The sequence below is a fragment of the Solidesulfovibrio magneticus RS-1 genome (genome assembly GCF_000010665.1).
Taxonomy (GTDB): domain Bacteria; phylum Desulfobacterota; class Desulfovibrionia; order Desulfovibrionales; family Desulfovibrionaceae; genus Solidesulfovibrio; species Solidesulfovibrio magneticus.
The window spans coordinates 5,034,986-5,059,434 of record NC_012796.1; the positions used below are offsets into that span (position 1 = coordinate 5,034,986).

Sequence of the window (24,449 nt, forward strand, 5' to 3'; positions counted from 1 at the left end):
GCAAAACCGCCGCATAACTTATAGCCGACTCAGACGTTTTTAAACATGCCGCCTCCTTGAGACTTGCGGGCTGACGAAGGGCCTCAGGCGTTGTGCAAAACAGGACCGGAAAAACGAGAGGAAGGAAACAGTTTCCTGCACGGTAATGAAAATGTGCGCTTTGTCCAAGACCCATGACGCGATTATGGTCTGAATATTTTGCGGTGCTGTGACGAGACCGCCAAGGTTTGGCCGTCGCCAAACCAGGGCTAACCGTGGCGCGGCGTTGTATTCTGGCGGAGAACCAACAACACCGGGCCGGGAACGGCGCTCCGGCGGTCTGGCAGTGGGAGGGGCTGGCGTTGCGTCCCGGCAAGGACACAACGCCTAAGCTTGCGAAAACCGGTGATGCATCGGCCCACGGGCCATGCTGCTTTGGGGGGGCGGTCGACGTCTGGCCCGGGCCTGAGCGGACCAATGCCGCCGCCGGCCCGGGGGCAGGGCCGGCGGCGCGCCGGCTCAGGCGTTGTGACGCACCCAGGCGACAATGTCGGCGGCGCTTCGCGCTCCGGAGATGCGGGCCTTTTCGCGGCCGCCCTGGAACAGGGCCAGGGTCGGCACGCCCTGGATGCGCAGGCGCGAGGCGATGGCCGGCTCGGCCTCAGTGTCGCACTTGGCCAGGATCACCCGGGGGTGGAGCATGGCCGCGGCCTGGTCAAAGGCCGGAGCCATGCCCCGGCAGGGGCCGCACCAGGGGGCCCAGAAATCCACCACCACCGGCAGGTCGGACTTGGCCAGAAACACGTCGAAGTTGGCCGAAGTCAGGGTCACGGGATGGGGCGACAGGATGGGCGCGCGGCATTTGCCGCAGACCGGCCCGCTGTCCAGGCGGCCGGTCTGCACCCGATTGACGGCCCGGCAGGCCGGGCACACGGCATGGATGGCGTCGGCTTCAGACATGGCGTCCTCCGGCAGGGGCTTGGGGTGTTCGCTAAGCTCCCGTCCAACCAGACAAATAATGCGGCCTCGCGTGTTAGCAAGAGCCCTGGCGGCCTAATCGCTCATGGCGAAGTCCACGCGGATTTTAAACAGCCGGTCGGCGGGCAGGTTGAGGATGGCCACGCCGGTTTGGTCGGTGATGGCGGCCAGGTCCTGGCGGATTTGTTCCCGGGAAGCGCCGATCATGGTGAACCAGATGTTGTAGCCATGGGCGCGCAGGTAGTTGTGGGTGACGCCGGGGTGGTCGTTGACGGCCTTGGTGAAGGCCTCGAACTTGTCCTCGGGCACCGAGGCGGCGCACAGGGTGGATTTGAAGCCGATTTTTGCCGACTGGAAGTTGGCCCCGATGCGGCGGATGATGCCCGAGGCCCGCAGCGCCCGCACCCGGGCCAGGGTTTCGGCTTCGGTCAGGCCCACCTGTTCGCCAATGGCGGCATAGGGGCGCGGGGCAATGGGGAATCCGGTCTGGATGAGGTCGAGAATGCGCTTGTCGGTGGCGTCCATGGTTACCGTACTTCGGTTTGCGGGGGCGTTTCGCGCTCCACCCGGTTGCGTCCGCCGTCCTTGGCCCGGTACAGGGCCGCGTCGGCGCGTTTGATGAGGTCTTCGGGCTTGTCGCCCGGCCGCCAGGCGGCTAGGCCGAAGCTGGCCGTGACCCGGCCGACCCCGGCAAAGGGTTCGTCGGCCACGGCCCGGCGCAGGCGCTCGGCCAGCTCGGCCGCGCCGGCCAGATCGATGCCGGGCGCGGCCACCACGAATTCCTCGCCGCCGAACCGGGCCAGCCGGTCCACCTGGCGCAGGCTGGCCGTGATGCGTCGGGCCAGCTCCACCAGCACGGCGTCGCCGGCGTCGTGGCCGTGGCTATCGTTTATGTGCTTGAAGTGGTCGATGTCCAGCAGGGCCAGGGAGAACGGCGTGGCATAGCGGGCGGCCCGGGCGGTCTCGGCCTCCAGGACGTCGCCGAGCTTGCGCCGGTTAAGGGTGCGGGTCAGGGGATCGCGGTTGGCCAGGTCGAGCAGTTCCCGGCGCTCCAGCTCCAGTTCGGTGACGTCGGCCAGCATGAGCAGGCAGCGGGCACGTCCCGGCAGGCGGCTGACGGCCGCCTGGTAGACGTGGGGCGCGGCGTCGGGCCGGTCGGGATGCACCAGGTACAGGCGGTGGTCGCGGTCCAGGGCGTCGTCGGGCAGCCGGCCGGCCCAGGCGGCCAGGCCTTCGGCCGGCGGCTCGGCCAGGAAACGTTCCAGGGGCGTCCCCTTGGCCTTGAATTCGCCAAGGCTCCCCACGCCGAGAAAGCGCAGGAAGGAGCGGTTGAGGCCAAGGAGTTCGCCGCCGGCGAAGATGGCCGAAAGATGGGGGATTTCGTCCAAAAGCCGCTTGGCCAGACGCCAACCGTCCTCGGCGTGGCGGCGGGCAGCGATGTCGGCGGCGGCCTCGTCCAGGGCGGCCTCGGCCAGCCCCGGCGACAGCGGCAGGGGCAGCAGGCGCAGCCCCGGCAGGGCCACGGCGGCCAGCACCGCCGCAATGTCCCCGGGCGTGCCGGCCAGGAATACGGCCGGCGGATGCTCGCCGCCGACCAGGGAGGCCAGAAGCGGAGCCGACGGGCCGTCGGGCAGCCGCGCGGCCACCACGGCCAGATCGGGCCGGCCCAGGGCCAGGGCGGCTTTGGCCTCGGCCAGGGTCCGGGCCGTGACCAGGGCGGACCTGGGGCCAAGGGCCTCGGCCAAAAGCGCGGCCACGGCCGGGTCGGCCTCGGCCACCAGGGCCGTGAGACGGCGGGAAGGAGCGCTTGGCGGACTGGGATGATGCGGCATGGGCCGGGCCTCCGTCATGAAACCATATGATGAATTACGCCCCTTGTCATCGCTCCGGGAATGGGACACAGTGGCATGGTCGGCAATGTCCGGCAAGGAGGCGAACCATGCGCGGTCATCGAGCCATTCTGGCGCTTGCCGCCCTGTGCTGTTGCCTGGCTCTCGGTTTGGCGGTCCGCGAGGCTGCGGCCCAACCGCCGCCGGTGGTGGTCTATCCCCCAGGCTACTATCCGGCCTATCCAGGCTATCCCGCCTACCCCTATCCGTATCCCTACCCGTATCCGCCGCCGCCCCCCGTGGCTCCGGGGCCGGGCATCGTCATCAATCCCTGGCCGTTCATCGTCGGTCCGGGGCCGGGGCCGCGTCCGGTGGGGCCGCCGCCGGTCCCGCTGCCCGGGCCGGGGTTTGGCCCCGGGCCGCGTCCCGGGCCGGTCGGGCCCATTGGCCCCGTTGGGCCCATCGGTCCGGTGGGGCCTGGTCCGGGCATGGGGCCTGGACCGGGGCGGCCGGGCCGCTAAGGCCGCGTTCCTGACAGCAGCCTTCCTGCCGCGGCCAGACCGGGCGGGGCAGGAAGGCTTGGCCGGCTCATGCGGCTGTCCTTGAAATGCGTGCAACAAGGAGTGTTCATGTCCCGTCTCATCCCGCTTGTCCTGGCCGTGCTGCTTTTGGCCGGCTGCGCCGGCAAGGCGGCCCAGCGCCCGGAACTGGCCGGCGCGCCCACGGTCTACGCCGATGTGGTCTCGCCGCCAAACCCCGTGCTCGTGGGCTGCTTCATGCGCTCGCGGCCTTCGGAATACACCCGGCCCAACAGCTACCGGTATTGCCTGGTGGAGAAAAAGGGCAAGTGGGCCGTGTACTATGACTGGCGCGACGGCAAGTCCGGCGAGGAACACAAGGGCTGGATGGCCTTCACCATCGACGGGGATAAACTCATAAGCGGCACGGAACCGAGCAGTTACGTGGTCAAGGACGGCGCGGTCTGGCACAGCTACGGCGGCCGGGACACGTTGCATCGCATGTTGCCGGATTAACGCCCCGGCCGCCCGATTCGTCCCGCCTGGGCGGGCTTGCCGCGTGTTCCGAAGAGCAGTGTTTGATAAAGCCCGTGGGCCTGATGCCACGCGCTGCTTTTCATGCCGTATCGGCCGGCGAATCGTCGCGGCGGGTCGCCGACGCGTTGCGACCTCAGGATTTGTCTGGCGCTGAAAGCCCAAAAAACCTTTTCAGCATGTTCTGTTTGTATTAATCTCCAGCAATTCCCAGCCACGGCGTTGCAGGCGGCTGAACAGGCGTCGACGTTTGCAGGGGCGACGCGGCGGCAACAGGCGGACGCGCGCGTGGCGCGGCGGCCAAGGTCGGGCTTGTGTGACGGCGACATGCAGCTTGAAGGAGAGGCGTCATGGCGAACACCACAAAATTTTTCCAACGGGTCAGCGTCAAGCTGTCGATCAGCTACATCGTGCTGGTCGTCGCCCTGGTTGCGGTGGGCTTTACCGGCTACTACGCGGCCAAGGTCATCAGCGGCAATCTGGAGACGCTTTTTACCCGGCTGTTGCCGAGCATCGACAAACTCATTGAGGCCGACCGCGATCTACACCAGTTGCTTGTGGCCGAACGCTCCATGCTCTTTACGGACACCGGCGACGAGCGCTTCAAGAAACTCCAGAAGGCTTACGACGACAATCTCAAGCAGACCAAGGAACGCTTCGCCGTATTCAAGTCGCTCATGACCACGCCCGAGGAAAAACAGTTCGCCGGCCAGTTCGACCAGGCCCTGGCCAAGTGGGAGGCGACTTCCGCCAAGGTGGTCAAGGCCCGGCTGGCCGACACCGAGGCGTCCAAGGCCGAGGCCATGGCCCTGTCCATGGGCCAGGCCGACGAGCAGTTCGAATTCATGCGGGAGTTCATCAACAAACTGACCGAACTCGATTTGAATTACGCCGAGGTCCGCAACGCCGAGTCCAAAGCGTTGTATGAAAAGACCGAGCTGATCATCGCCTCTCTTACCGGGGCCATGATCCTGTTTGCCGCCATCACCGGCCTGCTCATCACGCGCGGACTGTTGCGCCGCCTTGGCGGCGAGCCCGAGGAGATCGCGGCCATGGCCCGCCAGGTGGCCGTGGGCGACCTGTCGCTGACTTTCCACGACGGGGCGCATCCCCAGAGCATCTACGCGGCCATGCGGGCCATGGTGGCCTCCTCGGCCGAGGTGGCCCAGGCCGTGGCCAAGCTGGCCCAGGGCGACCTGGACGTGAACATCGCGCCGCGCTGCGAGGCCGACGGCCTCATGCGCTCCCTGGCCACGCTGATTGCCGCCGAAAAGGACATCGCCGATCTGGCCGGCAAGCTGGCCCTGGGCGACCTGGACGTGGCCGTGTCCAAACGTTCGGAAAACGACCGCCTGTTGGCCGCCATCGAGCGGCTGGTGGCCGCTGAAAAGGACATCGCCGCCATCATGGGCCGCTTAAGCAAGGGCGAGCTGGCCGTGGCCGTCACGCCGCGCGACCCGGCCGACCGGCTGCTCCATTCCCTGCGCGGCATGATCACCCGGGTCAGCGCCGTCATCCGCGAAGTCCAGGACGGCTCGGTGAACGTGGCCTCGGGCAGCGAACAGCTCTCGGCCTCGTCCTCGGCCCTGTCCCAGGGCTCCACCGAACAGGCCGCCGCCATTGAGGAATCCTCCTCGGCCATGGAGCAGATGGCCTCCAGCATCGGCCAGACCGCCGACAACGCCAAGCAGACCGAGGCCATCGCCGTCAAGGCTGCCCGGGACGCCAAGGCCTCGGGCGAGGCCGTGGTCCAGACCAAGTCCGCCATGAAGGCCATCACCGGCAAGATTTCCATCATCGAGGAGATCGCCCGGCAAACCGACCTGCTCGCCTTAAACGCCGCCGTGGAAGCGGCCCGGGCCGGCGAACACGGACGCGGCTTCGCCGTGGTGGCCTCGGAGGTGCGCAAGCTGGCCGAGCGCAGCCAGGCCGCCGCCGCCGAGATCACCAATCTGGCCGCCACCTCCACCGACATCGCCGAAACCGCCGGCCAACTGCTGGAAAAGCTCGTGCCCGACATCCAGCGCACGGCCGAGCTGGTCCAGGAAATAAACGCCGCCAGCCAGGAGCAGAGCCAGGGAGCCAGCCAGGTCAACCAGGCCCTGCAGCAGCTCGACCAGGTCATCCAGCAAAACGCCGCCGCCGCCGAGGAAATCGCCTCCACCTCGGAGGAGCTTTCGGCCCAGGCCGCCCAACTCCAGCAGACCAGCGCCTTTTTCCGGGTGGAACGCGACGGGGACGAGGAAACCTCCCTTCCGGCCGCCGCATCCAGCCGGCGCGCCTTCATGCCGCCGACCACGGCCGGCAAGGCCCTGCCGCGCCAGAGCGGCGGCAAGACCGGCGGTTCGCTGATCAGTCTGGACGAGGAGGACCCGGGCGACAGCCGGTTCGAGCGGTATTAACCCAAGGGCCGGGCCAACCCCGGTCTTTTTCCTCACGAGAAACACGCAGGGGCGGCTTACGGGAGCCGCCCCTTTGTTGTGGTCGAGGATTTCGGCCAAGGCGCGTCTCGCTGGAGGCAAGGCCTCAGCCCCGATAACGAGCCCCAGGCGCTCGCAGCGGCCCATGACCAGCTCCGCCGGCTTGTCGCCATCAACGGCAAGGACGTTTCCACCGATGCCGCCAACGGCCAGGTCGTCGCCGAAAGCGCTTGAATGGCGTCGTTTGCCCTGCCGGGCGACTCCATGCTGCTCGGAGCCGCGCCTGACGGGCAGTGGAGCAGCCCGGCGACCGGGAGAGGCAGGCTCTCTCCCGGCCGCCACGGCTCGCCGGCGGTCAGGCCGGGACCACGATAGCCGCCACGGCCCGGGCCAAGCCGTCTTTGCCCGAAACCGCCAGGGTCTGGTAGAGTTCCATCATGGTCGCCTGGGAAAACACGTAGTTGCGAAACGCGTTGAACCGGGACGACTTGTCGTCGACGATGCCGTAGCGTTCCCGGGCCAGCTCGGCCAGAGCGGCGATGGACCATTTGCCGGCCGGCACGGACAGCACCCAGTCGTGGTCGCCCAAGTGGCAGACAAACCCCTCCATGCGCCGGGGCAGGGGCAGCGTGTCGCCCGAAGGGGCGATGATCCCGGCCTTGACCGCATCGACGCCGGCCAGGATGGCCGCCGCCTTGAGCCAGGCCACGGGTTCGGCCTCGTCTTTTTCCGAGCCGGGGTGATTGTGGGCGCAGGCCTGGGCCACCACGACCTCGGCCGGGATGCCGCGCGCCATGGATTCGGCCAGGCTCAGCACATGGTGCTCGCCCGTGCCGGCCAGGGTCTGCTCGGGCCGCGACGCGCCGGATTCGCTCCAGGCAAAGACCCAGGGCTTGTGCAGGTCGTGGAGCATCTGGGAGACGACCACCGTGTCGCGGTCCAGGGAAAAGCCGTAGACGTCCTTGTAGGCGTCAAAAATCGCCAGGGTGATGCGCATGTTGGCGGCCACGTGCACGGGCAGGCCGCCGGGATAGGCGTGGTGGCTCTGGTAGCCGCTGCCCGGGGCGCTGCGAAAGGGCTGGGGCGAGGCGGCCGGATCGGCCACGGGCGGCAGCAGGGTGTCGGCGGTCTGGCCCTTGAGCCACCCCTTGGCGGCCAGCTCCTCGGCCACGGCGGCCCGGTGCTTGGGATCGGCCAGCCTGGCGGCCAGGGTCGGAGCGGGATTGTCGAGAACGGCCTCGACCTTGGCCCGAAGCTCCGGGTTGGCGATGGTCGCGGTCACATCGCGCAGGTATTGCCAGGAGGCTCCCACCAGCGGCGAGGCGTCGGCCATCTCCAGCGGCGTCATGGCCGCGACGGCGGCAAGAGCCGCGGGGCCGGAAGCGGCGGCCCGGGCCAGGGTCGGAAAAGCGGCCCGGGCCACGGCCACGCCGCCGACGGCCAGACCAAGGCGCAGAAACGCCCGACGGTCAAATGACAGGTCCATGAGCATATCCCTCCAAGTTTTGCAGGGATATGGACCCGCCTCGTGTCCGGCCGGTAGACGCCGGACGACGATTGCGCGACAAGGAGGGCAACAGGTCCGAAACCGCCGGCCCTTAAGTCGCGACCAGAACGGCCGAAGGGATGGCGAGGGTTTCTTATCCAGGCCCTGGAGGCGCGCATGAAACGGCTTATCCCCCTTATCCTCCTCGCGGCGCTGGTCCTGGCCGGCCTGCCCGGCCGGGCGGCGGCCTTTGACGAACAGTCCGTCATGATCTGCGCCTTCCGCCAGGCCCTGGCCATGCTCACCTGCAAGACGCCCGACAAGTACAGCTTTCTGGGCGTGCGTGACGGCGTCTACGTGTTCAACAGCCACTACGCCAAGGGATTCGCCGACTTCTACGTGCAGTTAAACGGCGACCTGGCCGTTTTTTCCAGCCGCGTCTGGCACGGCCGCATGCCCTCGGGGCGCATCGTCAAGGATTACGCCGCCGGCTGCGTTCAGGTCATCATCGATCCGCTGCCCTGCTCAAGCTTCCACACCGCCCGCTGCTGCGGCAGCCAGTAAGAAAAGAAGCCTCCGGCGGCTGGGGGCCTGAGGCCCCCAGACCCCCCGACGGAAGAAAAGGGTTAGGGCCTGGCCCCTCGTGTGGCGGCCCTTGAAAAATACGAGAGTATTTTTTAAGAAAAATTTATTATTTTAAGATGTTGCTTACGAAATGCCCTCTGCGCGTTTCGTGAACGCGCCCCTAGGCCAGGCCGGCCATGGCCGCCGCTGTCTGGCTGGCGCTGCCGCCCTGGTCATTTCCGGCCTGCTGCTTGGCCTTGTAATAGGCCGTCTAGGCTTCAAGCAGGGACAGGCGCAGCTCGGCCAGCTTGGCGTCGCGTTCCTCGCGGGGCGCGTCGTCCTCCTCCGTGGCCTTGATCTCCGCCTGAATCCGTTCGATCTGAGCCTTGAGCGCCTGCAAGGTCGCGTCACTGTCGTCCTCGGCCTGCTTTTGGGCCTTGGACGTCCCGTCCGCGTCCAGGGTCTTTCCCTTGGCGTCGATGCCGGCTCCGGCGTTGCTGGCCGTGGCGGCGGGGCCGGTGGCGCCGGCGTTGCTGGCCATGGCGGCGGCCTTGGCCAGGCCTTCGGCGGAAAAAGTCACGGTATCGCCCCGGGCGGATGCAGGCGCGGCGGCTCCGGCTGTCTCGGCCACGGAAGACGCGGCCACGCCGGGACCGGCGGCGGCCGACCCGGACTGGCCCAGGCTGGCGGCGGTGTCGATCAGGGAAGGCAGAATGGTATCCATGGCAACCGACCCCCTTGTTCTCAGGCGTATCGGCGGCGCATCGGAAAACTTAACATGGCAAAGCGACATGACGGCCGGCGATGGCGCGCCAGCCAAGCGCAAGGCCGCCGCACGACGGCGTCTCGCACGGCGCGCGTTGGGGAAAACGCCCCCAACGCCTTGCGTCAGACCCTTACGGCGTCAGGCGTGGCCTGGGCGCGCCAAGGGATTGCTCCTGGCTGGGCTGGGCTGTTCGCAGCGGCACAAAGCGCCGAGGCGGCGGTGGCCGGATCGTCTCTCGCCGTCGCTCCGGCGGCGGCGGGTCAACGCGTCAGGCTGCCGCCGCCGGAAGCCGGGCGGCCTCAGGAGGCCCCGCCGTAGGCCGTGGAAGCGGTGTTGCCGTTGCTGCTCGACGACGAGCTCGACTCGCTTTGCTCCTGCAAGGCCTGGGCGTACTGGGTCTGCAGCTGGGCCAGCTCGTTTTGCAACTGCATCTTCTTGGTGTCCTTTTCTTCCTCGGAAATAGCCTCGCTTTCGACCTTCTCGATTTCCTGCTGGAGCTGCTGGATCTGCTCCTTGAGGCTTTCCACCAGCTCGTCGGCGTCGTCCTCGTCGTCGTCTTCCTCGTCGTCGGACGAGCCGGAGGAACCGGCCGAGCCGGCCTGCATGGCCCCGCCGCCCTGGGCCGCGCCGGCGGACTGGGCCTGGCCGCCGGCGGCAGCGGTGGAGGCTTCCTCGGTTTCAGTGGCCGCCGCCGCGCCCGTGGTGGCGGCGGTCCCGGCGTTGCTGGCGGTCTGGCCAGAAGCCAGGGCGGCGGCCAGGGATTTGGCCTCGTCGGAAATGGTCACGGTGTCGCCGCTGGCGGTGGCCGATGCGGTCGAAGCGCTGGCGCTCGTTTTCGTCGTGGCAGTGAGGCTCGATCCTGACGCCGTTTGCGTCGTATTGGCATAAAGCGTTAGGCTGGTGTCTATGGCGGCCATGGCAACCTCCTTGTGTATGTCCACCTATCGGACGTAAAATGTGCAGGTTTAGGTCATAATGCCATTTGTTGTAAAATATATTTTGAGAAGATTTTGTATCTTTTGCGAAGACATTGCGTATATCGACGGGCGAACAGTACAAATACAATAAGAGCACTGCGTCAGCATAGTGCTCATTACGTCTCGGTCTTGTAGAATAAGGGGGTGTCACCGTATCGTCCGGGTATCCCGGACAGCGGCAGGCTCTTATAACTAAGACGCTGGCGCGGCGAAGCCGGTTACAACGGCAACCGGTTTTCAACGCGCGTCGAGGGAGCGCCACGGCCTGTCGGGCCGCAGTCGGACTGGTCGGGCGCGGTCAGCGTCGGGCGACGCGGGCCGGTTGGGGAAGATGGGGAGGGCGCGGGCAGGCCTTAGGCCGGACCGCAGCCGCAGCCAAAGGCCGCGTGCAGCAGGGCCAGGGCCGCGTCCTTGTCCACCGGGCGCGAGAACATGAAGCCTTGGGCCTTGTCGCAGTCGGCGTTGCGCAGCTTGTCGAGCTGGTCCTGGTGCTCCACGCCCTCGGCGATGACGGTCAGCCCCAGGCTGCGGGCCAGGGCGATGATGGATTTGACGATCTCCTGGCTTTCGCCGTTGACGTCGTCGCCGCTGATAAACGACCGGTCGATCTTGAGGTGGTCGATGGGCAGCTGGCGCAGGTAGGACAGGGAGGAGTAGCCGGTGCCGAAGTCGTCGATGGCGATCTTGACGCCCAGGGCTTTGAGGCGGCTCAGCTCCCCGGCCGTGTGCTGGGCGTCGTGCATGAGCACGGATTCGGTGATTTCGAGCTTGAGACAGGCCGGGTCCAGGCCGGTCGTCTCCAGCACCCCGGCCACATGGTCCACCAGGCCCTCTTTCACGAACTGGTGGCAGGACACGTTGACGCTCACCGAAAGCTGTTCGGCCTCGGGCAGTTCCAGCTGCCACGCACGCAGCTGGCGGCAGGCCTCGGCGATGACGAACCGCCCGAGCGGCTGGATCAGGCCGGTTTCCTCGGCCAGGGGAATGAACTGCACCGGCGGCACCAGCCCCCGGTCGGGGTGGTCCCAGCGCACCAGGGCCTCGAAGCCCTCGATGCGCCCGGTCTGCACGTCCACGATGGGCTGGTAGTGCAGCAACAGCTCGCCGCGATCCAGGGCGGCGCGCAGGTCGGCCTCCAGGTTGATGGCGTCGAGGATCTCCTGGTGCATCCGCCGGTCGAAGATCATGGAGGGCCGGCCGGACTCCTTGGCCCGGTACATGGCGATGTCGGCGTCGCGCAAAATGTCCTCGGGCGACTGGTAGTCCCGGGTGCGCAGCACGATGCCGACGCTGGCCCCGGGAGTGACCGTTGTGCCGCACAACATGCAGGGCTTGCCAAGCGCCGCGCCGATGCGGTCCACCACGGCCATGACTTCCTTTTTCGACTTGAGCTCTTCAAGGATCACGGCGAATTCGTCGCCGCCAAGCCGGGCCACGGTGTCCATGGAGCGCACGCAGGCCATAAGCCGCCGCGACACCTCGACCAGGAGCTGGTCCCCGGCCTGGTGGCCCAGGGTGTCGTTTATGCCCTTGAACTTGTTGAGGTCGATCATGAGCACGGCGTACTGGTAGTCGCCGCGCCGCCGGGCGCGGGTCAGCGCCCGGTCCAGGCGGTCGGCAAAAAGGCTGCGGTTGGGCAGCCCGGTCAGGGCGTCGTGGAAGGCTTGGTGGGTGATCTGCTCCTCGAAGGCCTTGCGCTCGGAAATGTCCTGGTAGATGTAGACGATGCCCTGGGGCTGGCCGCCGAATTCGATGGGGAAGCCGATCATGGAGACCGGGATGAGGCGGCCGTCGCGATGCTGGCGGAAGGTTTCGCGCACCATGGGCTTGCCGGACAGGATGGCTCCGCGCGTGCTCTCGCATTCCCCAAGCAGGTGCTTGGGCACGATGTAGGCGCGCATGCCGTAGCCCTTGATCTCGGCCGCCTTGAAGCCGAACAGGTCCTCGAAGGCATGGTTGACGTCCACGATGTTGCGCCGCATGTCGATAAGCGCGATGGCCTGGGGCGAATTGGCGAACAGCTGGTCGAAATAGGCGCGCTGGGCGGCGAGCTGTTCCTCGGCCCGCTTGCGGTCGGTGATGTCCACCACCGTGCCTTCGTAGTAGGCCACGGCCCCGTCGGCGTCGCGCACGACCCGGGCGTTTTCGGAAATCCAGATGACGCTGCCGTCTTTTTTGTGGATGGCCGACTCGAAGTTGCGGACCTGGTCGTGGGCCGAGAGCTCGCGCACGAAGTCGTCGCGGCGCTTGGGCTCGACATACAGCTGGTTTTTGATGTCCCGGAAGTGCTCGGTCATCTCGTCCACGGAATCAAAGCCGTAGATGCGGGCCAGGGTGCGGTTGACTTCCAGGTAGCGGCCGCCGGGGGTGGTCTGGAAAATGCCTTCCACGGCGTTTTCGAAAATCGCCCGGTATTTGCGTTCGGCCGCGTCGAGTTGTTCCTCGGCCCGGCGTCGCCCGGAGATGTCGCGGAAGATGACGCAGGACACGGGCTTGCCGTCCACCTGGCCCGCCGGGAACTGGCAGGGGCAGGCGTCCACGGTGACGCCGTCGCCGGCCGTCCAGCGGGTGCGCCGGGAAAAGGCCGCGCCGCCCAGGCTCCAGTCGCCGCCGGCCGTTTCGCCGTCGTCGGCCGGCCGCACCACCTGGCGCAGGTCGCGGCCCACGACCTCGGCCGCGTCCAGGCCGAAAAGCGCCTCGAAGGAGGCGTTGACGGCCAGCACCACGCCGCTCGCGTCGCGCACCAGGGCCGCGTTGGGGGAGCTCTCGAAGATGCGCCGGTAGACGTCTTCCGGAAGCGCGGCAGACGAATCTGTCATGACGACCGCCTTAAGCAAAAGTGACGGGCATGTAGCAAAAGCGATTCCAATGTGTCAATACTTGGAAATGTTTAATGATTCGCAGGGCAACGACCGCAATGGGCCGACATTTTTGGCAATAGGGCGACATTTTTGCAGCCGGGCCACCGCACCGACGCCATTTGACCCTTTGCCCCTTTTTGCCTATTTTTCCGGTTTCTCGCGGCCACGCCGCCATCCAACGCAAACGAGGTTCCGCCATGACCGCACCCGACGCGGAAGTTCCGGCCAAGTCCGGCCCGGCTCCTGCCCGTGATTTCATTCGCCAGATCGTCGACGAGGACAACCGCGTCGGCAAATGGGGCGGCCGCGTCCACACCCGCTTCCCGCCCGAACCCAACGGCTACCTGCACATCGGCCACGCCAAGTCCATCTGTCTCAACTTCGGCCTGGCCAAGGAGTTCGGCGGGCTGTGCAACCTGCGCTTCGACGACACCAACCCGGCCAAGGAAGAGGTGGAATACGTCGACGCCATCCAGGAAGACGTGCGCTGGCTCGGCTTTTCCTGGGACGACCGGATGTTTTACGCCTCGGACTACTTCGAAAAGCTCTACGCCTACGCCGAACAGCTCATCGAGAAAGGCTTGGCCTACGTCGATGACCTGAGCCAGGAAGAGATCCGGGCCTACCGGGGCACGCTGACCGAACCCGGCAAGGACAGCCCCTACCGCGACCGTTCGCCCGAGGAAAACCTTGAGCTCTTCCGGCGGATGCGGGCCGGCGAATTCCCGGACGGGACCAAGGTGCTGCGGCTTAAGATCGACATGCAAAGCCCCAACGTGGTGCTGCGCGATCCGGTCATCTACCGCATCAAGCACGTCGAGCACCACCGTACGGGAAACGCCTGGTGCATCTACCCGATGTACGACTACACCCACTGCATTTCCGACGCCCTGGAAGGCATCACCCACTCCATCTGCTCCCTGGAGTTCGAAAACAACCGGCCGCTCTACGACTGGGTCCTCAACCAGCTGCCCGTGCCCGGCCATCCCCAGCAGATCGAGTTCGCTCGTCTGAACTTGTCCTACACGGTCTTAAGCAAACGCAAGCTCATCCAGCTTGTCACCGAAAAAGTCGTCTCGGGCTGGGACGATCCGCGCCTGCCAACCCTGAGCGGCATCCGCCGCCGGGGCTACACCCCGGAAGCCATGCGCGACTTTTGCGAGCGCATCGGCGTGTCCAAGGCCGACAGCCAGGTGGACATGGCGCTGCTTGAGCACTGCCTGCGCGAGGACTTAAACGCCCGGGCCAAGCGCCTCATGGGCGTGCTGCGGCCGCTTAGGCTCGTCATCACCAACTATCCCGAAGGCCAGGTGGAGGACATCCACTTCCCCTACCATCCCGAGGATACGGCCATGGGCGCGCGCAAAGTGCCCTTTAGCCGCGAACTCTACGTCGAGCGCGACGATTTCATGGAAGTGCCGGCCAAGAAGTGGTTCCGTCTCGCCCCCGGGGCCGAGGTGCGGCTGCGCCACGCCTACTACGTCACCTGCACCGAGGTCATAAAAGACCCGACCACGGGCGAGGTGGTCGAGCTGCGCTGCGTCCACGACCCGGCCACCAAGGGCGGCTGGTCCAGCGACGGCCGCAAGGTCAAGGGCACCATCCACTGGGTGTCCGCCGCCCACGCCCTGCCGGCCGAAGTGCGCCTCTATGATCGCCTTTTCACCAAGGAGAACCCGACCGAGGGCAAGGGTGATTTCATGGACCATTTGAATCCCCACTCCCTGGAAGTGATCGAAAACGCGCTGATCGAACCGGCCCTGGCCGACATCCCTGTGGGCGAGAACGTCCAGTTCGAACGCCTGGGCTACTTCTGCGTGGACAAGGACTCGACGCCCCAAAAGCGCGTCTTCAACCGCTCGGTGGCCCTCAAGGATTCCTGGGCCAAGGCCGCGCGGTAGCGCAGCGTCCCTTAAAAAATACGAGAGTATTTTTTAAAAAACTCATTATTTTAGCATTTTCCATGCGAATTCCCTATGCGCATTTCGTGGATGCGACACGAGCGCGTAGTACGGGGGGAGGCCTCCGGCGGCTGGGGGCCTGAGGCCCCCAGACCCCCCCGCCTAGGAAAAGGGTTAAAAGGGGGGGCCGCCCGGCGGTGATGCGGTCGGCTGATGGCCGGAAGCCGAAGACGGGAACCGCCCTCGCTTCGACAGCCGGACAATCCGGCCGGGACCAAAAAATTGTACGGCGCGCGTCCGCGGACGCGCGCCGTTTGTTTTGGGACAGGGCAGGGGCGTCAAGGAATTTGCACGCGGCTCAAAGAGGCGGCCCCAGCCGGTTGCCGCCGACTGGGGCCGCACAAAGCCGCGAGGGCTGGGCACGCCGCTCTCCAGACGCGCCAAATGAAAAAGGACTTCTGGGTCGCCATCCCTGAAGTCCTTTTTCTAAAATTCCGTTCTTGGAGGAAGGATGATTTTAATATAGCAACTGCCGTGCCAATGCTCCAGGCTGCCTTCGGCGAGATATCATCACCTTGTAATAACTTGCTATTTACTCCATGGCAGCCTCCCGTAACAACTGCCATGGCGTGCCAAGGGGGTACAGGATCTTGTACCCGGCCCGGCAAGCGGCGGCAGGTTGGTACAAAATTTTTCACGCCACCCCGGACAATGCGGCCCAACCCTTTGCAAAGCCTTGTGCTGCGGTGTATTTGTGCTGGGCAGTGGGCGATTTCGCCCGGCCGATCCACCCTTTTCCCAGGAGAAGACCCATGCGCTTGTTTCTCCTTGCCGGCCTTGGCCTGGTCCTGGCCGCCCTTGGCGCGGCCTGCACGCCCAAACCCGTCACTGATGCGGAGTTCCGGGGCTTTTGCTACACCTCCGGCGGCGGCCGCCATGCCTCCTGCGATTCCATTTCCCTGTGCAACGTTTTCGATTCCTCGGTCCTGTCCGTCAAGCACGCCTCGCGGGAGGACTGCTCCAAGGCCTGCGACGCCGTGGCCGACAACCTCACCGCCGACAACCAGTTCAACGGCTGCATGCCGGTGGTGGCCAGCGGCGCGAGCTGGTGCCGCCGCTACTGTCTCGGCAACTATCCCCAATGACCTCGAAAGGCGTTTTGGCTGTTTGACGAGCGGCGATGCAGGACAGCATTTTATGAAAAAATGCAACGCCGCACCGGGGCCCATGGCTCTGCCGCAAGCTGTCTTATCAAGGCTAATTGTTTGAAAGTAATGGTTTTTTCACAAAAAATTCAAACACCGTCCTGGGTCGGCACGGCCCGTGCAAGGTTTTCGCCCGTTTTTTTCGGGAGGAAACCGCCATGTCCCTGGAAAGCGCCCAGGCCTTTGTGGCCAGACTGCGCGAAGATGCCCAGTTTCGTTGGTCTCTTGGCGAATGCCGCGATCAGTGGGAACGCCGCCGTTTCATCGTGTTGCAGGGTTACCGCTTCAGCCCGGCCGAACTCGTCTGCGCCACCAGCCCCGCCGGCCGCGCCTCGCCCGAACGGGCGGCCGTTATCGACCGGGTGCGCCGCCAGCACGGCGAGGGCGCCTACGCCTTCATGTAGCCCCCTCGCCCGGAGGCCGGCCCCATGACGCGCGCCGTCCTGTGGTTGGGCCTCGTGTTGGCCGTCCTGGCCCTGGGCCAGCCGGCCTGGGCCAGGGAACCGGCTCCGGCCCTGCCGCGTCCGGCGCTGACCGAAGCCGAGCTGGCCTATCTGGCCGCTCGCCCGGTGCTGCGCGTGGGCGTCGGCCAAGGCCAGATCCCCTTTCAGGACGTGGTCACCTCGCCCCAGGGCCACCCCCGCTATGTGGGGTTGGCCGCCGATTATCTCGAAACCCTCTCCGCCATGCTTGGCGTCGCCCTGGAGCCAAGCTTCGGCATCTCCTACGCCCGGGCCTTGGAACTGGCCCAAACCGGCGGCATCGATCTTTTTGCCTGCATCTCCGACACCCCGGCCCGCCGGGCCTACCTGCACATGACCACCCCCTACGCCAGCCAGCCCTATGCCATGATCACCCGGGCCGGCTCGGACGCCGTGTGGAGCGTGCCCGATCTGGCCGGCCGGGTCGTGGCCGTATCCCCTTCGTATGTCGCCTACGAGCGCCTGCAGCAGGAATACCCCGCCCTGCGCGCCCGTTTCGAATTCAAGCGCAACGCCCCGGAAACCTTGCAGGCCGTGGCCGATGGCCAGGCCGACGCCTGTTTCCTCAATGTCGTCGCCGCCACGAGCATCATCCGGGAATACGGCCTGACCAACCTGCGCATAACAGCCGTCATGGCCTGGCCCGACAACGCCTTGTGCATGGCCTCGCCCGACCCGGTCCTGGCCGGCATCATCCAAAAGGCCCTGGACGCCATTCCGGTGGACCGCAGGATCGCCCTGGCCGCCCGCTGGTATGACGCCGGGCCCCTGCCGGCCAAAAGTTACGTCAGGCCGATCCAGCTGTGGCTCGCCGCAGGCGCGGTCGCCCTGGTCGCCCTGTGCGTCTGGTGGTGGCGGCGGCTACGCCGGGAGGTTGCCCGCCGCGAGGCCACCGAACGCGATCTCTGCCGGCACCGGGAAACCCTGGAGGCCGTGCTCAACGCCACCACCGACGCCATTTTGGTCCTCGACGAAGCTTATCACGTGGTCATGGTCAACCGCACCGGGGCCGAGCGCTTCGGCCTGGCCGTGGAAGCCATGCTTGGCCAGGGCATCCTGGAGCTCACCGACGCGCCCGTGGCCGCCAGCCGACGCCAGCATTACCGCCAGGCCCAGGCCACCGGACGTCCGGTGCGCTTTACCGACAAGCGCGCCGGCCGCGTCTACGAAAACACCATCTATCCCATACCGGCCTTGGCCGGAGACCGGCCAAGGCTGGCCATCTACGCCCGCGACGTCACCGAGCAAATCGCCGCCGACCAGGCCGTGCGCCAAAGCCAGGAGCGCCTGGCCAACATCTTCCGCCTCTCCCCCGTGATCGTCACCGTCACCACCCTGCCCGACGGCCGTCTCCTCGACGTCAATGAGGCGTTTAGCGCCTACTCGGGTTTTTCCCGGGAAGAGGTTATCGACCGCACCCCGACCGAACTGGGACTGTGGGCCCATCCCGGCGACCGTGACCGCATCTTCCGGGCCGTGGAACGCGACGGCCAGGTGCGCAACCTTGAGCTGTCCATGCGCATGCGCGACGGCCGGCTGGCCACCTTCCTGCTTTCCTGCACGCCCATGGAAGCTTACGGCCGGCATTGCCTGCTCTCGGTTCTGGTGGACATCAGCGGCCGCAAGACCATGGAAGAGGCCCTGCGTCTGGCCAAGGAGTCGGCCGAAGCCGCCAACAAGGCCAAAAGCCGCTTCCTGTCCACCATGAGCCACGAAATCCGTACGCCCATGAACACCATCCTCGGCATGGTGGACGTGCTGCGCGGCACGGAACTCTCCGGGCGGCAGCAGGAATTCCTGCGCACCCTGGAAGTGGCCGGCGAATCCCTCATGGCCCTTTTGACCGACATTCTGGAACTGTCGAAAATCGAATCCGGCGTGCTGGAACTGGCCGAAGCCGCCTACGACCCCCTGGAACTGGCTGGCCAGGTCGTGGCCCTGCTTTCGCCCCAGGCCCAGGCCAAGGGCCTTACGCTCCGCCTGGAGGCCGGCAAGGACGCCCCCAGGCAGGCTGTGGGCGATCCCGACCGTATCCGCCAGATCCTGATCAATCTCGTGGGCAACGCCATCAAGTTCACGGCCGCGGGCGAAGTGGCCCTCAAGCTGTCCCTGCTGCCGGCCCGGCTGTCCCGCGAGGAGCTGCTCTTTGCCGTATCCGATACTGGCATCGGCATCCCGCCCGAGAAGCGCGAGGCTATTTTCAAGCCTTTCACTCAGGTGGACTCCTCCACCACCCGGGCCTACGGCGGCACCGGACTTGGCCTGGCCATCTGCGCCCTGCTGGTGGACGGCATGAACGGCCGGCTGTGGCTGGAATCCGAGCCTGGTGCGGGCAGCGTTTTTTATTGCGCCCTGCCACGTGACGCCGGCATCGCCCGCCCGACGCCCGCCCCGGCCCCGGCCCGGGCCGTCCAGGCCCGGCCTCCCGCCGGCCGTCGGCTGCTCATCGTCGAGGACAGCGAGCCCAACCGCCAGATCTACGAAGCCTTTCTCGAAGACCTGCCCCTGGCCGTCACCTATGCCCACACCGGAACCCAGGCCCTGGAGCGCAGCGAGCGCGGCATGTACGACGCCATAATCATGGACATCCAGCTCCCGGACATCGACGGGCTGACGGTCATTCAGGAGATCCGCCGCCGCGAAGCCGCCGCCGGCCGGCCGCCTTGCCCCATCCTCGTGGTCACGGCCTTCGCCTTCCGCGAGGAAAGCGGCCGGGCCGCCGAAGCCGGCGCATCGGACCTGCTCACCAAGCCTATCCAGAAAAACGTCTTCCTGGCCGCTGTGGGCCGCCTGCTGGGCGAAGGCTCCCTGGTAACAGCCGCGTCGTCCCAGGCATGGACAGCGTCCGACGATTCGGGCTACACTGGACACTGATTCCCCAACCTCGCCAAGGAGACGCCGCATGGCCGCCCGCTCCTCTCACAACGACGCCATGGCCGCTGAACTGCGTGAAATCATCCGCCACGCCGGCGCTCTGGTGGACGCCACCGCCGACGAAGCCGACGAACGGGTCCAAAAGGTCCGCGAGCTGCTGGAAAAACGCCTGGACGCCGCCAAAAGCAAGTACGCCGACCTCGATGACCTCCTGGACCGCAAAATCGAGGCCGCCGACCGTCTCGTCCACGACAAGCCCTACCATGCCGTGGGCGGCTCCTTTCTGTTGGGGCTGCTGCTGGGGTGGTTCATGAGCCGCAAATAGTGGCCGACACCTTTGCCGCCTTGTCGGAGCTCATGGCCGCCGCCGGCCGCATGGCCGGGCTGGCCCTGGATATCGTCATCGACCGGCTGGAGCTTTTGGGCCTGGAAGCCCGGGAGGTCAAGGTCCGGCTGGTCCAGATGCTCCTGTTGGCCGTTTTCGGCGCGGCGCTGTTCCTGATGGGCCTGGGCCTGGCCGTGGTGGCCCTGTTTTTAGCCCTGCCGCCCCAGTGGCGGTTGTGGCTGGCCGCCGGCGGCGGGGCGTTGCTGCTGCTGCTTGGAGCCTGCGCCCTTCTCGTCCTGCGCCGCCGGCTGGCCCGGTTGCCCCTGGCCTTTTCCCAGTCCGTGGCCGAACTCAAAAAGGACCGGGCATGTTTCTAGACGGCAAACTGCGCGAACTGGCCCGGGCGCGCCAGGACCTCAGCCTGCGCATCGAACTCTCCCGCCGCCTGGTGCGGCTGGAATCGGCCATGGCCCGCGACGGTCTGCGCCGGGGCTTTGACGATGTGCGGCTGGGCATTGGCCTGGCCAGATGGTTTTTCTCCCGCCTCGCCGGACGCTGAGCTGACGCCCGGGGCGGCAAGGAGCGGCATGTGCGACTGTTTTCCAGCCTGTCGATCCGCAGCGGCCTGGTGCTGACCGCCCTGCTGGCCGTGTTGCCGGCCCTGGCCTTGCAATTGGCCACCGGGTTGGAGCATCGCCACCATCTGGAAACCGAGGCCAAAGCCGAAGTCTTCCGGGCCGCCGCCGCCATGGCCGAAGTCCAAGAAAGCATCACCGACAGCACGCGCCTGCTGCTCACCGCTCTGGCCGCCATGCCTGAACTGCGCGCCAGGGACGCCGCCGCCTGTTCCGCCCTGTTCGCCACGCTCCTGGACAAAAACCCTCTCTATACCAATATCCTGGCCACGGACGCCAGCGGCGACATGTTCGCCTCCGGCCTGCCGTTTGCCCTTCTCAACTTCAGTGACCGCAAATATTTTCGTGACGCCATGGCCACCCGCCAGTTCGTGGCCGGCGAATACATCGTCAGCCGCACCACCGGCACGCCGTCCTTTCCCTTTGCCCTACCCATCCTCGACGAGACCGGACAGGCCGTCGGCGTGTTGATCGCCGCCGTCAAGCTCGATTCCTTCGACGCCGTCTTCGCCAGGTTGCACATGCCTGGCGCAGCCAACCTGGGGCTGGCCGACCGCAACGGCATCCGGCTTTTTTACCGGCCGTTTAATCCGGCCAATCCCGTGGGCAGCCCCATCCGGCCGGCAGTCTACGACGCCATCCAGGCCGGCGGCGACGAAGGCTTGGCCTTGCTGCCCGGCTCCGATGGCGTCCTGCGCTACTACGCCTTTCGCAAGCTGCGCCTGTCCCCGACCGCGCCGCCCTACATGAGCCTTGTCGTCGGACTGCCCGAAAACGTTGTCCTGGCCCCGGCCAACCGGGCGCTGGCCGAGAACCTCGGCCTGCTGGCCGCCGCCGCCGCCCTGGCCCTGGGCGTGGCCTGGATTGTCGGCGGCCCCATCATTACCCGGCAGCTGGCGCGCATTGCCGACACCGCCGCCCGCATCGGCCAGGGCGACCGCCAAGCCCGCACCGGCCTGCCTCACGACGTCTCGGGCCTGGGGCAGGTCGCCGCCAGCCTCGACGCCATGGCCGACCAGCTCGCCGCCAGCGACGCCGAGCGCGACCGGGCCTTGGCCGCCCTGCGGGCCAGCCAGCAGCGCCTGGCTCATATCACCGCCTCCATGCCCGACTGGATCTGGGAGACCGACACCGATGGGCGCTACGTCTATATGGGCGAAAAAGTGAAGGACGCCCTTGGGTATGAGCCGTCAGAACTCCTTGGCCGCAGCGTTTTCGATGGTCTGGCCCCGGGCGAGGAAGAAACCATGCGTCCGATCGTGGCCAAGGCCAGGGAAAACTGTCTGCCTATCCGCGATCTCATCAACTGGCGCATCGCGGCCGACGGCACGCGCCGCTGCCTCATGTGCAACGCCGTGCCCTGGCACGACGAGGACGGCACGTTTCGCGGCTACCGCGGCGTGTCCAAGGACGTCACCAAGTGGGTCGAGACAGACAGGGCCGTGCGCGCCTCGTTGGCCGAAAAGGAGATTTTGCTCAAGGAAGTCCACCATAGGGTCAAAAACAACCTCCAGATCATCTCCAGCCTGCTCTATCTCCAGGCCGAGCAGGTGGACGATCCCGTGGCCCTGGAGAGCTTTCGCGTCAGCCGCAACCGCATCGCCTCCATGGCCCTGGTCCACGAGGAAATCTACCGCTCCGCCGACCTGGCCCGCATCCGCCTCGACAACTACATCCGGGACTTGCTGCCCAAAATCTTCGGCCAGGTCGGCCAGGGCGCGCCCGTTGCCGTGGACTGCCGCCTCGACCCGGTCACCGTGCCCATCGAACAGGCCGTGCCGGCCGGCCTTGTGGTCAACGAACTGCTCACCAACGCCCACAAGCACGCCTTTCGGGACAACGAGCAAGCCCGCCTCGACGTGACCCTGGCCGTGCGGGACGGGTTCGTGGAAATCGACGTGGCCGACAACGGTCCCGGTCTGGCCCCGGATTTCGCCGTGGAAAGCACCGGCACCCTGGGCATGCAGCTCGTCGGCAACCTCGCCCGCCAGCTCGGCGGCCAGGTCACGGCCCGCAACGAGCACGGCGCGGTCTTCAGTCTCACCTTCCCGACTGCCGGCAGGACTTGACGCGCGCCCCCCGTCGCTCCCACACTACCCGACATGCCTGATCTTCCCGACGCCAACCGGCCCGAACCGGGCTTTGCCGACGCCCAGCCGACCTGCTGCTCAGCTCCCGCTGTCCGGCCGGACGGCCATCCCGGCCCGAACAGCGCCGTCCCCCGCCCCGACGCCTGCGCCGTGATCCTGGCCGCCGGCCTGTCCTCGCGCATGGCCGGGCCGCTCAAACCGGTGCTCCCCCTGGCCGGCGAAACGCCGCTTTCCCGGCTGGCCGGCACCTTTCGCCAGGCTGGCCTTACCGACATCCTCGTGGCCGGCGGCCATCGTCAGGCCGAGGTCGCGGCCGAGGCCGAGCGCCTGGGCCTGCGCTTCGTCTTTAATCCCTATTACGAGACCGGCATGTTCTCCACGGTCAAGGCCGCCCTGGCCGCCGTGCCCAAGAGCTGCCGCCGGTTGCTGCTCACCCCGGCCGACATCCCGCTCTTTCGCCCGGCCACGGTGGCCCGGCTGCTGGCCCGGGCCGAGGCCCCGGACGCGCCGCCCGTGCTCTATCCGACCTTTGGCGGGCAGCCCGGCCATCCGCCCTGTCTTGACGCGGCGCTCTTGCCGGCCGTCCTGGCCTACGGCGGCGACGACGGCCTGCGCGCCGCCCTGGACCCGTTTCCCCAGGCCGGGGTGGCCGTGCCCGACGAGCTGATCCTGGCCGACATGGATACCCCGGCCGACTACGCCAGGCTGGATGCCCGGGCCGCCCGCCTCGGCATCCCCTCCGTGGCCGAAGCCGAGGCGCTGCTCGCCGTCGAGGCCGTGCCGCCCCAGGGGCTGGCCCACGCCCGGGGCGTGGCCGCCGTGGCCCTGGGCCTGGCCCGAAGCTTAAACGATGCCGGCGCGGCCCTGGACCTGGAGTTGGTCGAGGCGGCCGCGCTGCTCCACGACGTGGCCAAGGGCCGGCCCAAACACGAGCAAGCCGGCGGCGAACTGCTTTTTGCCCTCGGGTTCGAGGTGGCCGCCGCCATCGTCGCCGCCCACCGCGACATCGCCCTGGCTCCCGACGCCCCGGTCACCGAACGCGAGATCGTCTATCTGGCCGACAAGTTCGTCCACGGCCGCTGGCTCGTGCCCGTGCCCGTGCGCTTCGGCCAAAAACTCGACCTGTTCGCCCACGACCCGCAGGCCGTGGCCGCCATCACCCGCCGCCGCCAAAACGCGCTCACCGTGCTCGCCCGGGTCGAGGCCGGCCTGTCCCGGCCGCTCCCCGACATCCTGGCCGACACGGGCCTGACCTGGGAGGTCCTCCCATGAGTACGCTCTATCTCATGCGCCACGGGGCCATCGTCCAAAGCCACCCCCGCCGGTTCGTCGGCCAGACCGACCATCCGCTCACCGACGAAGGCCGGGCCCAGGCCGCCCTGTGGCGCGAGGCCCTGGCCGACGTGCCCTTCACCGCCGCCGTCTCCTCCGACCTGTCCCGCTGCCGCGAAACCGCCGCCATCGTGCTCGGCGGCCGCGACCTCATGGTGCGCCCCGAACCGCGCCTGCGCGAAATCGCCCTGGGCGCCTTCGAAGGCCTCACCGTGGACGAAGTGCGCGAGCGTTTCCCCGGAGCCTACGAACGCCGGGGCTGCGACATCGCCGGGTTCACCCCCCAAGGCGGCGAAAGCTTCGCCGACGTCCAGACCCGGGCCGTGGCCGCCCTGGCCGAACTGGCCCCGCTGTGCGGCAATGTCCTGGTCGTGGCCCACGGCGGCGTCAACCGCACCATCCTGTGCCACGCCCTGGGCCTGGACCTGACGCGGCTGTTCCGCCTGGGCCAGGACTACTGCCGCCTCAATCTCCTCGACCTCTCCCCGGACTGCTGGCGCGTCGATGCCGTCAACCTCGCCCCGACGCTGCCGTGGCGGTTTATAGGACCTTGAAGAAGAGGAAGATGCCTCCGGCGGCCAAAGGGGCTGAGCCCCTTTGGAAACCCCACCTGGGGAGGGTGGAAGGGGACGAAGGAACGCGGGGCATGGGAGCAGCGACGCTGTATTTCCCATTGTCTTGCTATGAAACGCG

22 protein-coding genes are annotated in these 24,449 nt (G+C 67.1%); 15 read left to right on the top strand and 7 right to left on the bottom strand.

What is annotated here, in order from left to right:
* Positions 1-498 precede the first annotated feature (498 nt).
* The 3 genes from trxC to DMR_RS20950 all read right to left on the bottom strand — a co-directional run bounded on the left by trxC (position 499) and on the right by DMR_RS20950 (position 2,789).
* Entirely contained in the window at positions 499-939 is a 441-nt protein-coding gene (trxC, locus tag DMR_RS20940; RefSeq protein ID WP_015863049.1) for a thioredoxin TrxC, read from the bottom strand.
* Positions 940-1,032: 93 nt separating this feature from the next.
* Positions 1,033-1,482: a siroheme decarboxylase subunit alpha gene (locus DMR_RS20945; protein ID WP_015863050.1), complete on the bottom strand. Its 450-nt coding sequence runs from the start codon at positions 1,480-1,482 to the stop codon at positions 1,033-1,035.
* Between the two features lie 2 nt (positions 1,483-1,484).
* Positions 1,485-2,789, bottom strand: coding sequence for a GGDEF domain-containing protein (locus tag DMR_RS20950; protein WP_015863051.1), 1,305 nt, complete (start codon positions 2,787-2,789; stop codon positions 1,485-1,487).
* 107 nt (positions 2,790-2,896) lie between these two features.
* Here DMR_RS20950 and DMR_RS25120 point away from each other — a divergent pair, with 107 nt between their 5' ends.
* The 4 genes from DMR_RS25120 to DMR_RS24980 all read left to right on the top strand — a co-directional run bounded on the left by DMR_RS25120 (position 2,897) and on the right by DMR_RS24980 (position 6,492).
* Positions 2,897-3,307, top strand: a complete 411-nt coding sequence (locus DMR_RS25120) for a hypothetical protein (protein WP_052279043.1) — start codon at positions 2,897-2,899, stop codon at positions 3,305-3,307.
* 108 nt (positions 3,308-3,415) lie between these two features.
* Positions 3,416-3,820 (top strand): hypothetical protein, encoded by a 405-nt coding sequence (locus DMR_RS20960; protein ID WP_043601311.1) that lies wholly within the window; start codon positions 3,416-3,418, stop codon positions 3,818-3,820.
* Positions 3,821-4,188: 368 nt separating this feature from the next.
* Complete coding sequence (locus tag DMR_RS25715; protein WP_015863053.1) at positions 4,189-6,240, top strand: HAMP domain-containing methyl-accepting chemotaxis protein; 2,052 nt, start codon at positions 4,189-4,191, stop codon at positions 6,238-6,240.
* 78 nt (positions 6,241-6,318) lie between these two features.
* Positions 6,319-6,492, top strand: coding sequence for a hypothetical protein (locus DMR_RS24980; protein WP_158304267.1), 174 nt, complete (start codon positions 6,319-6,321; stop codon positions 6,490-6,492).
* 121 nt (positions 6,493-6,613) lie between these two features.
* Here the strand turns inward: DMR_RS24980 and DMR_RS20970 are convergent, their stop codons facing one another.
* Positions 6,614-7,744 carry a hypothetical protein gene (locus tag DMR_RS20970; RefSeq protein WP_043602094.1) on the bottom strand — a complete coding sequence of 377 codons (1,131 nt, stop codon included), beginning with the start codon at positions 7,742-7,744 and terminating at the stop codon, positions 6,614-6,616.
* Between the two features lie 177 nt (positions 7,745-7,921).
* Between DMR_RS20970 and DMR_RS20975 the strand changes: the two genes are divergently transcribed.
* Entirely contained in the window at positions 7,922-8,308 is a 387-nt protein-coding gene (locus tag DMR_RS20975) for a hypothetical protein (protein WP_015863055.1), read from the top strand.
* Positions 8,309-8,579: 271 nt separating this feature from the next.
* Here DMR_RS20975 and DMR_RS20980 read toward each other — a convergent pair whose 3' ends face one another.
* The 3 genes from DMR_RS20980 to DMR_RS20990 form a co-directional block, all read right to left on the bottom strand.
* Positions 8,580-9,032 (bottom strand): hypothetical protein, encoded by a 453-nt coding sequence (locus DMR_RS20980; protein WP_015863056.1) that lies wholly within the window; start codon positions 9,030-9,032, stop codon positions 8,580-8,582.
* 341 nt (positions 9,033-9,373) lie between these two features.
* The gene (locus DMR_RS20985) at positions 9,374-9,991 is read right to left on the bottom strand and encodes a hypothetical protein (RefSeq protein WP_015863057.1); all 618 of its coding nucleotides are present in this window, start codon (positions 9,989-9,991) and stop codon (positions 9,374-9,376) included.
* Between the two features lie 413 nt (positions 9,992-10,404).
* Positions 10,405-12,870 (bottom strand): sensor domain-containing protein, encoded by a 2,466-nt coding sequence (locus DMR_RS20990; protein WP_015863058.1) that lies wholly within the window; start codon positions 12,868-12,870, stop codon positions 10,405-10,407.
* 239 nt (positions 12,871-13,109) lie between these two features.
* Here DMR_RS20990 and DMR_RS20995 point away from each other — a divergent pair, with 239 nt between their 5' ends.
* The 10 genes from DMR_RS20995 to DMR_RS21040 all read left to right on the top strand — a co-directional run bounded on the left by DMR_RS20995 (position 13,110) and on the right by DMR_RS21040 (position 24,310).
* Entirely contained in the window at positions 13,110-14,813 is a 1,704-nt protein-coding gene (locus DMR_RS20995) for a glutamine--tRNA ligase/YqeY domain fusion protein (protein WP_015863059.1), read from the top strand.
* An 812-nt stretch (positions 14,814-15,625) separates the two neighbouring features.
* On the top strand, positions 15,626-15,958 hold the full coding sequence (locus DMR_RS21000; protein ID WP_015863060.1) for a hypothetical protein: 333 nt from the start codon (positions 15,626-15,628) through the stop codon (positions 15,956-15,958).
* Positions 15,959-16,176: 218 nt separating this feature from the next.
* A complete protein-coding gene (locus DMR_RS21005; RefSeq protein WP_043602096.1) occupies positions 16,177-16,422 on the top strand; it encodes a Nif11-like leader peptide family natural product precursor in 246 nt (81 codons plus the stop codon).
* A gap of 24 nt (positions 16,423-16,446) precedes the next feature.
* Complete coding sequence (locus tag DMR_RS22685) at positions 16,447-19,374, top strand: ATP-binding protein (RefSeq protein ID WP_015863062.1); 2,928 nt, start codon at positions 16,447-16,449, stop codon at positions 19,372-19,374.
* A gap of 28 nt (positions 19,375-19,402) precedes the next feature.
* A complete protein-coding gene (locus DMR_RS21015) occupies positions 19,403-19,699 on the top strand; it encodes a DUF883 family protein (protein ID WP_015863063.1) in 297 nt (98 codons plus the stop codon).
* On the top strand, positions 19,699-20,076 hold the full coding sequence (locus tag DMR_RS21020) for a phage holin family protein (protein ID WP_148208501.1): 378 nt from the start codon (positions 19,699-19,701) through the stop codon (positions 20,074-20,076). The genes DMR_RS21015 and DMR_RS21020 overlap by 1 nt, the downstream gene beginning before the upstream one ends.
* On the top strand, positions 20,067-20,258 hold the full coding sequence (locus tag DMR_RS21025; protein WP_015863065.1) for a hypothetical protein: 192 nt from the start codon (positions 20,067-20,069) through the stop codon (positions 20,256-20,258). Before DMR_RS21020 ends, DMR_RS21025 begins: the two co-directional genes overlap by 10 nt.
* A gap of 30 nt (positions 20,259-20,288) precedes the next feature.
* On the top strand, positions 20,289-22,403 hold the full coding sequence (locus tag DMR_RS21030; protein WP_015863066.1) for a sensor histidine kinase: 2,115 nt from the start codon (positions 20,289-20,291) through the stop codon (positions 22,401-22,403).
* Between the two features lie 33 nt (positions 22,404-22,436).
* On the top strand, positions 22,437-23,696 hold the full coding sequence (locus tag DMR_RS21035; RefSeq protein WP_015863067.1) for a DVU_1551 family NTP transferase: 1,260 nt from the start codon (positions 22,437-22,439) through the stop codon (positions 23,694-23,696).
* Complete coding sequence (locus DMR_RS21040; protein ID WP_015863068.1) at positions 23,693-24,310, top strand: histidine phosphatase family protein; 618 nt, start codon at positions 23,693-23,695, stop codon at positions 24,308-24,310. Before DMR_RS21035 ends, DMR_RS21040 begins: the two co-directional genes overlap by 4 nt.
* Positions 24,311-24,449 lie beyond the last annotated feature (139 nt).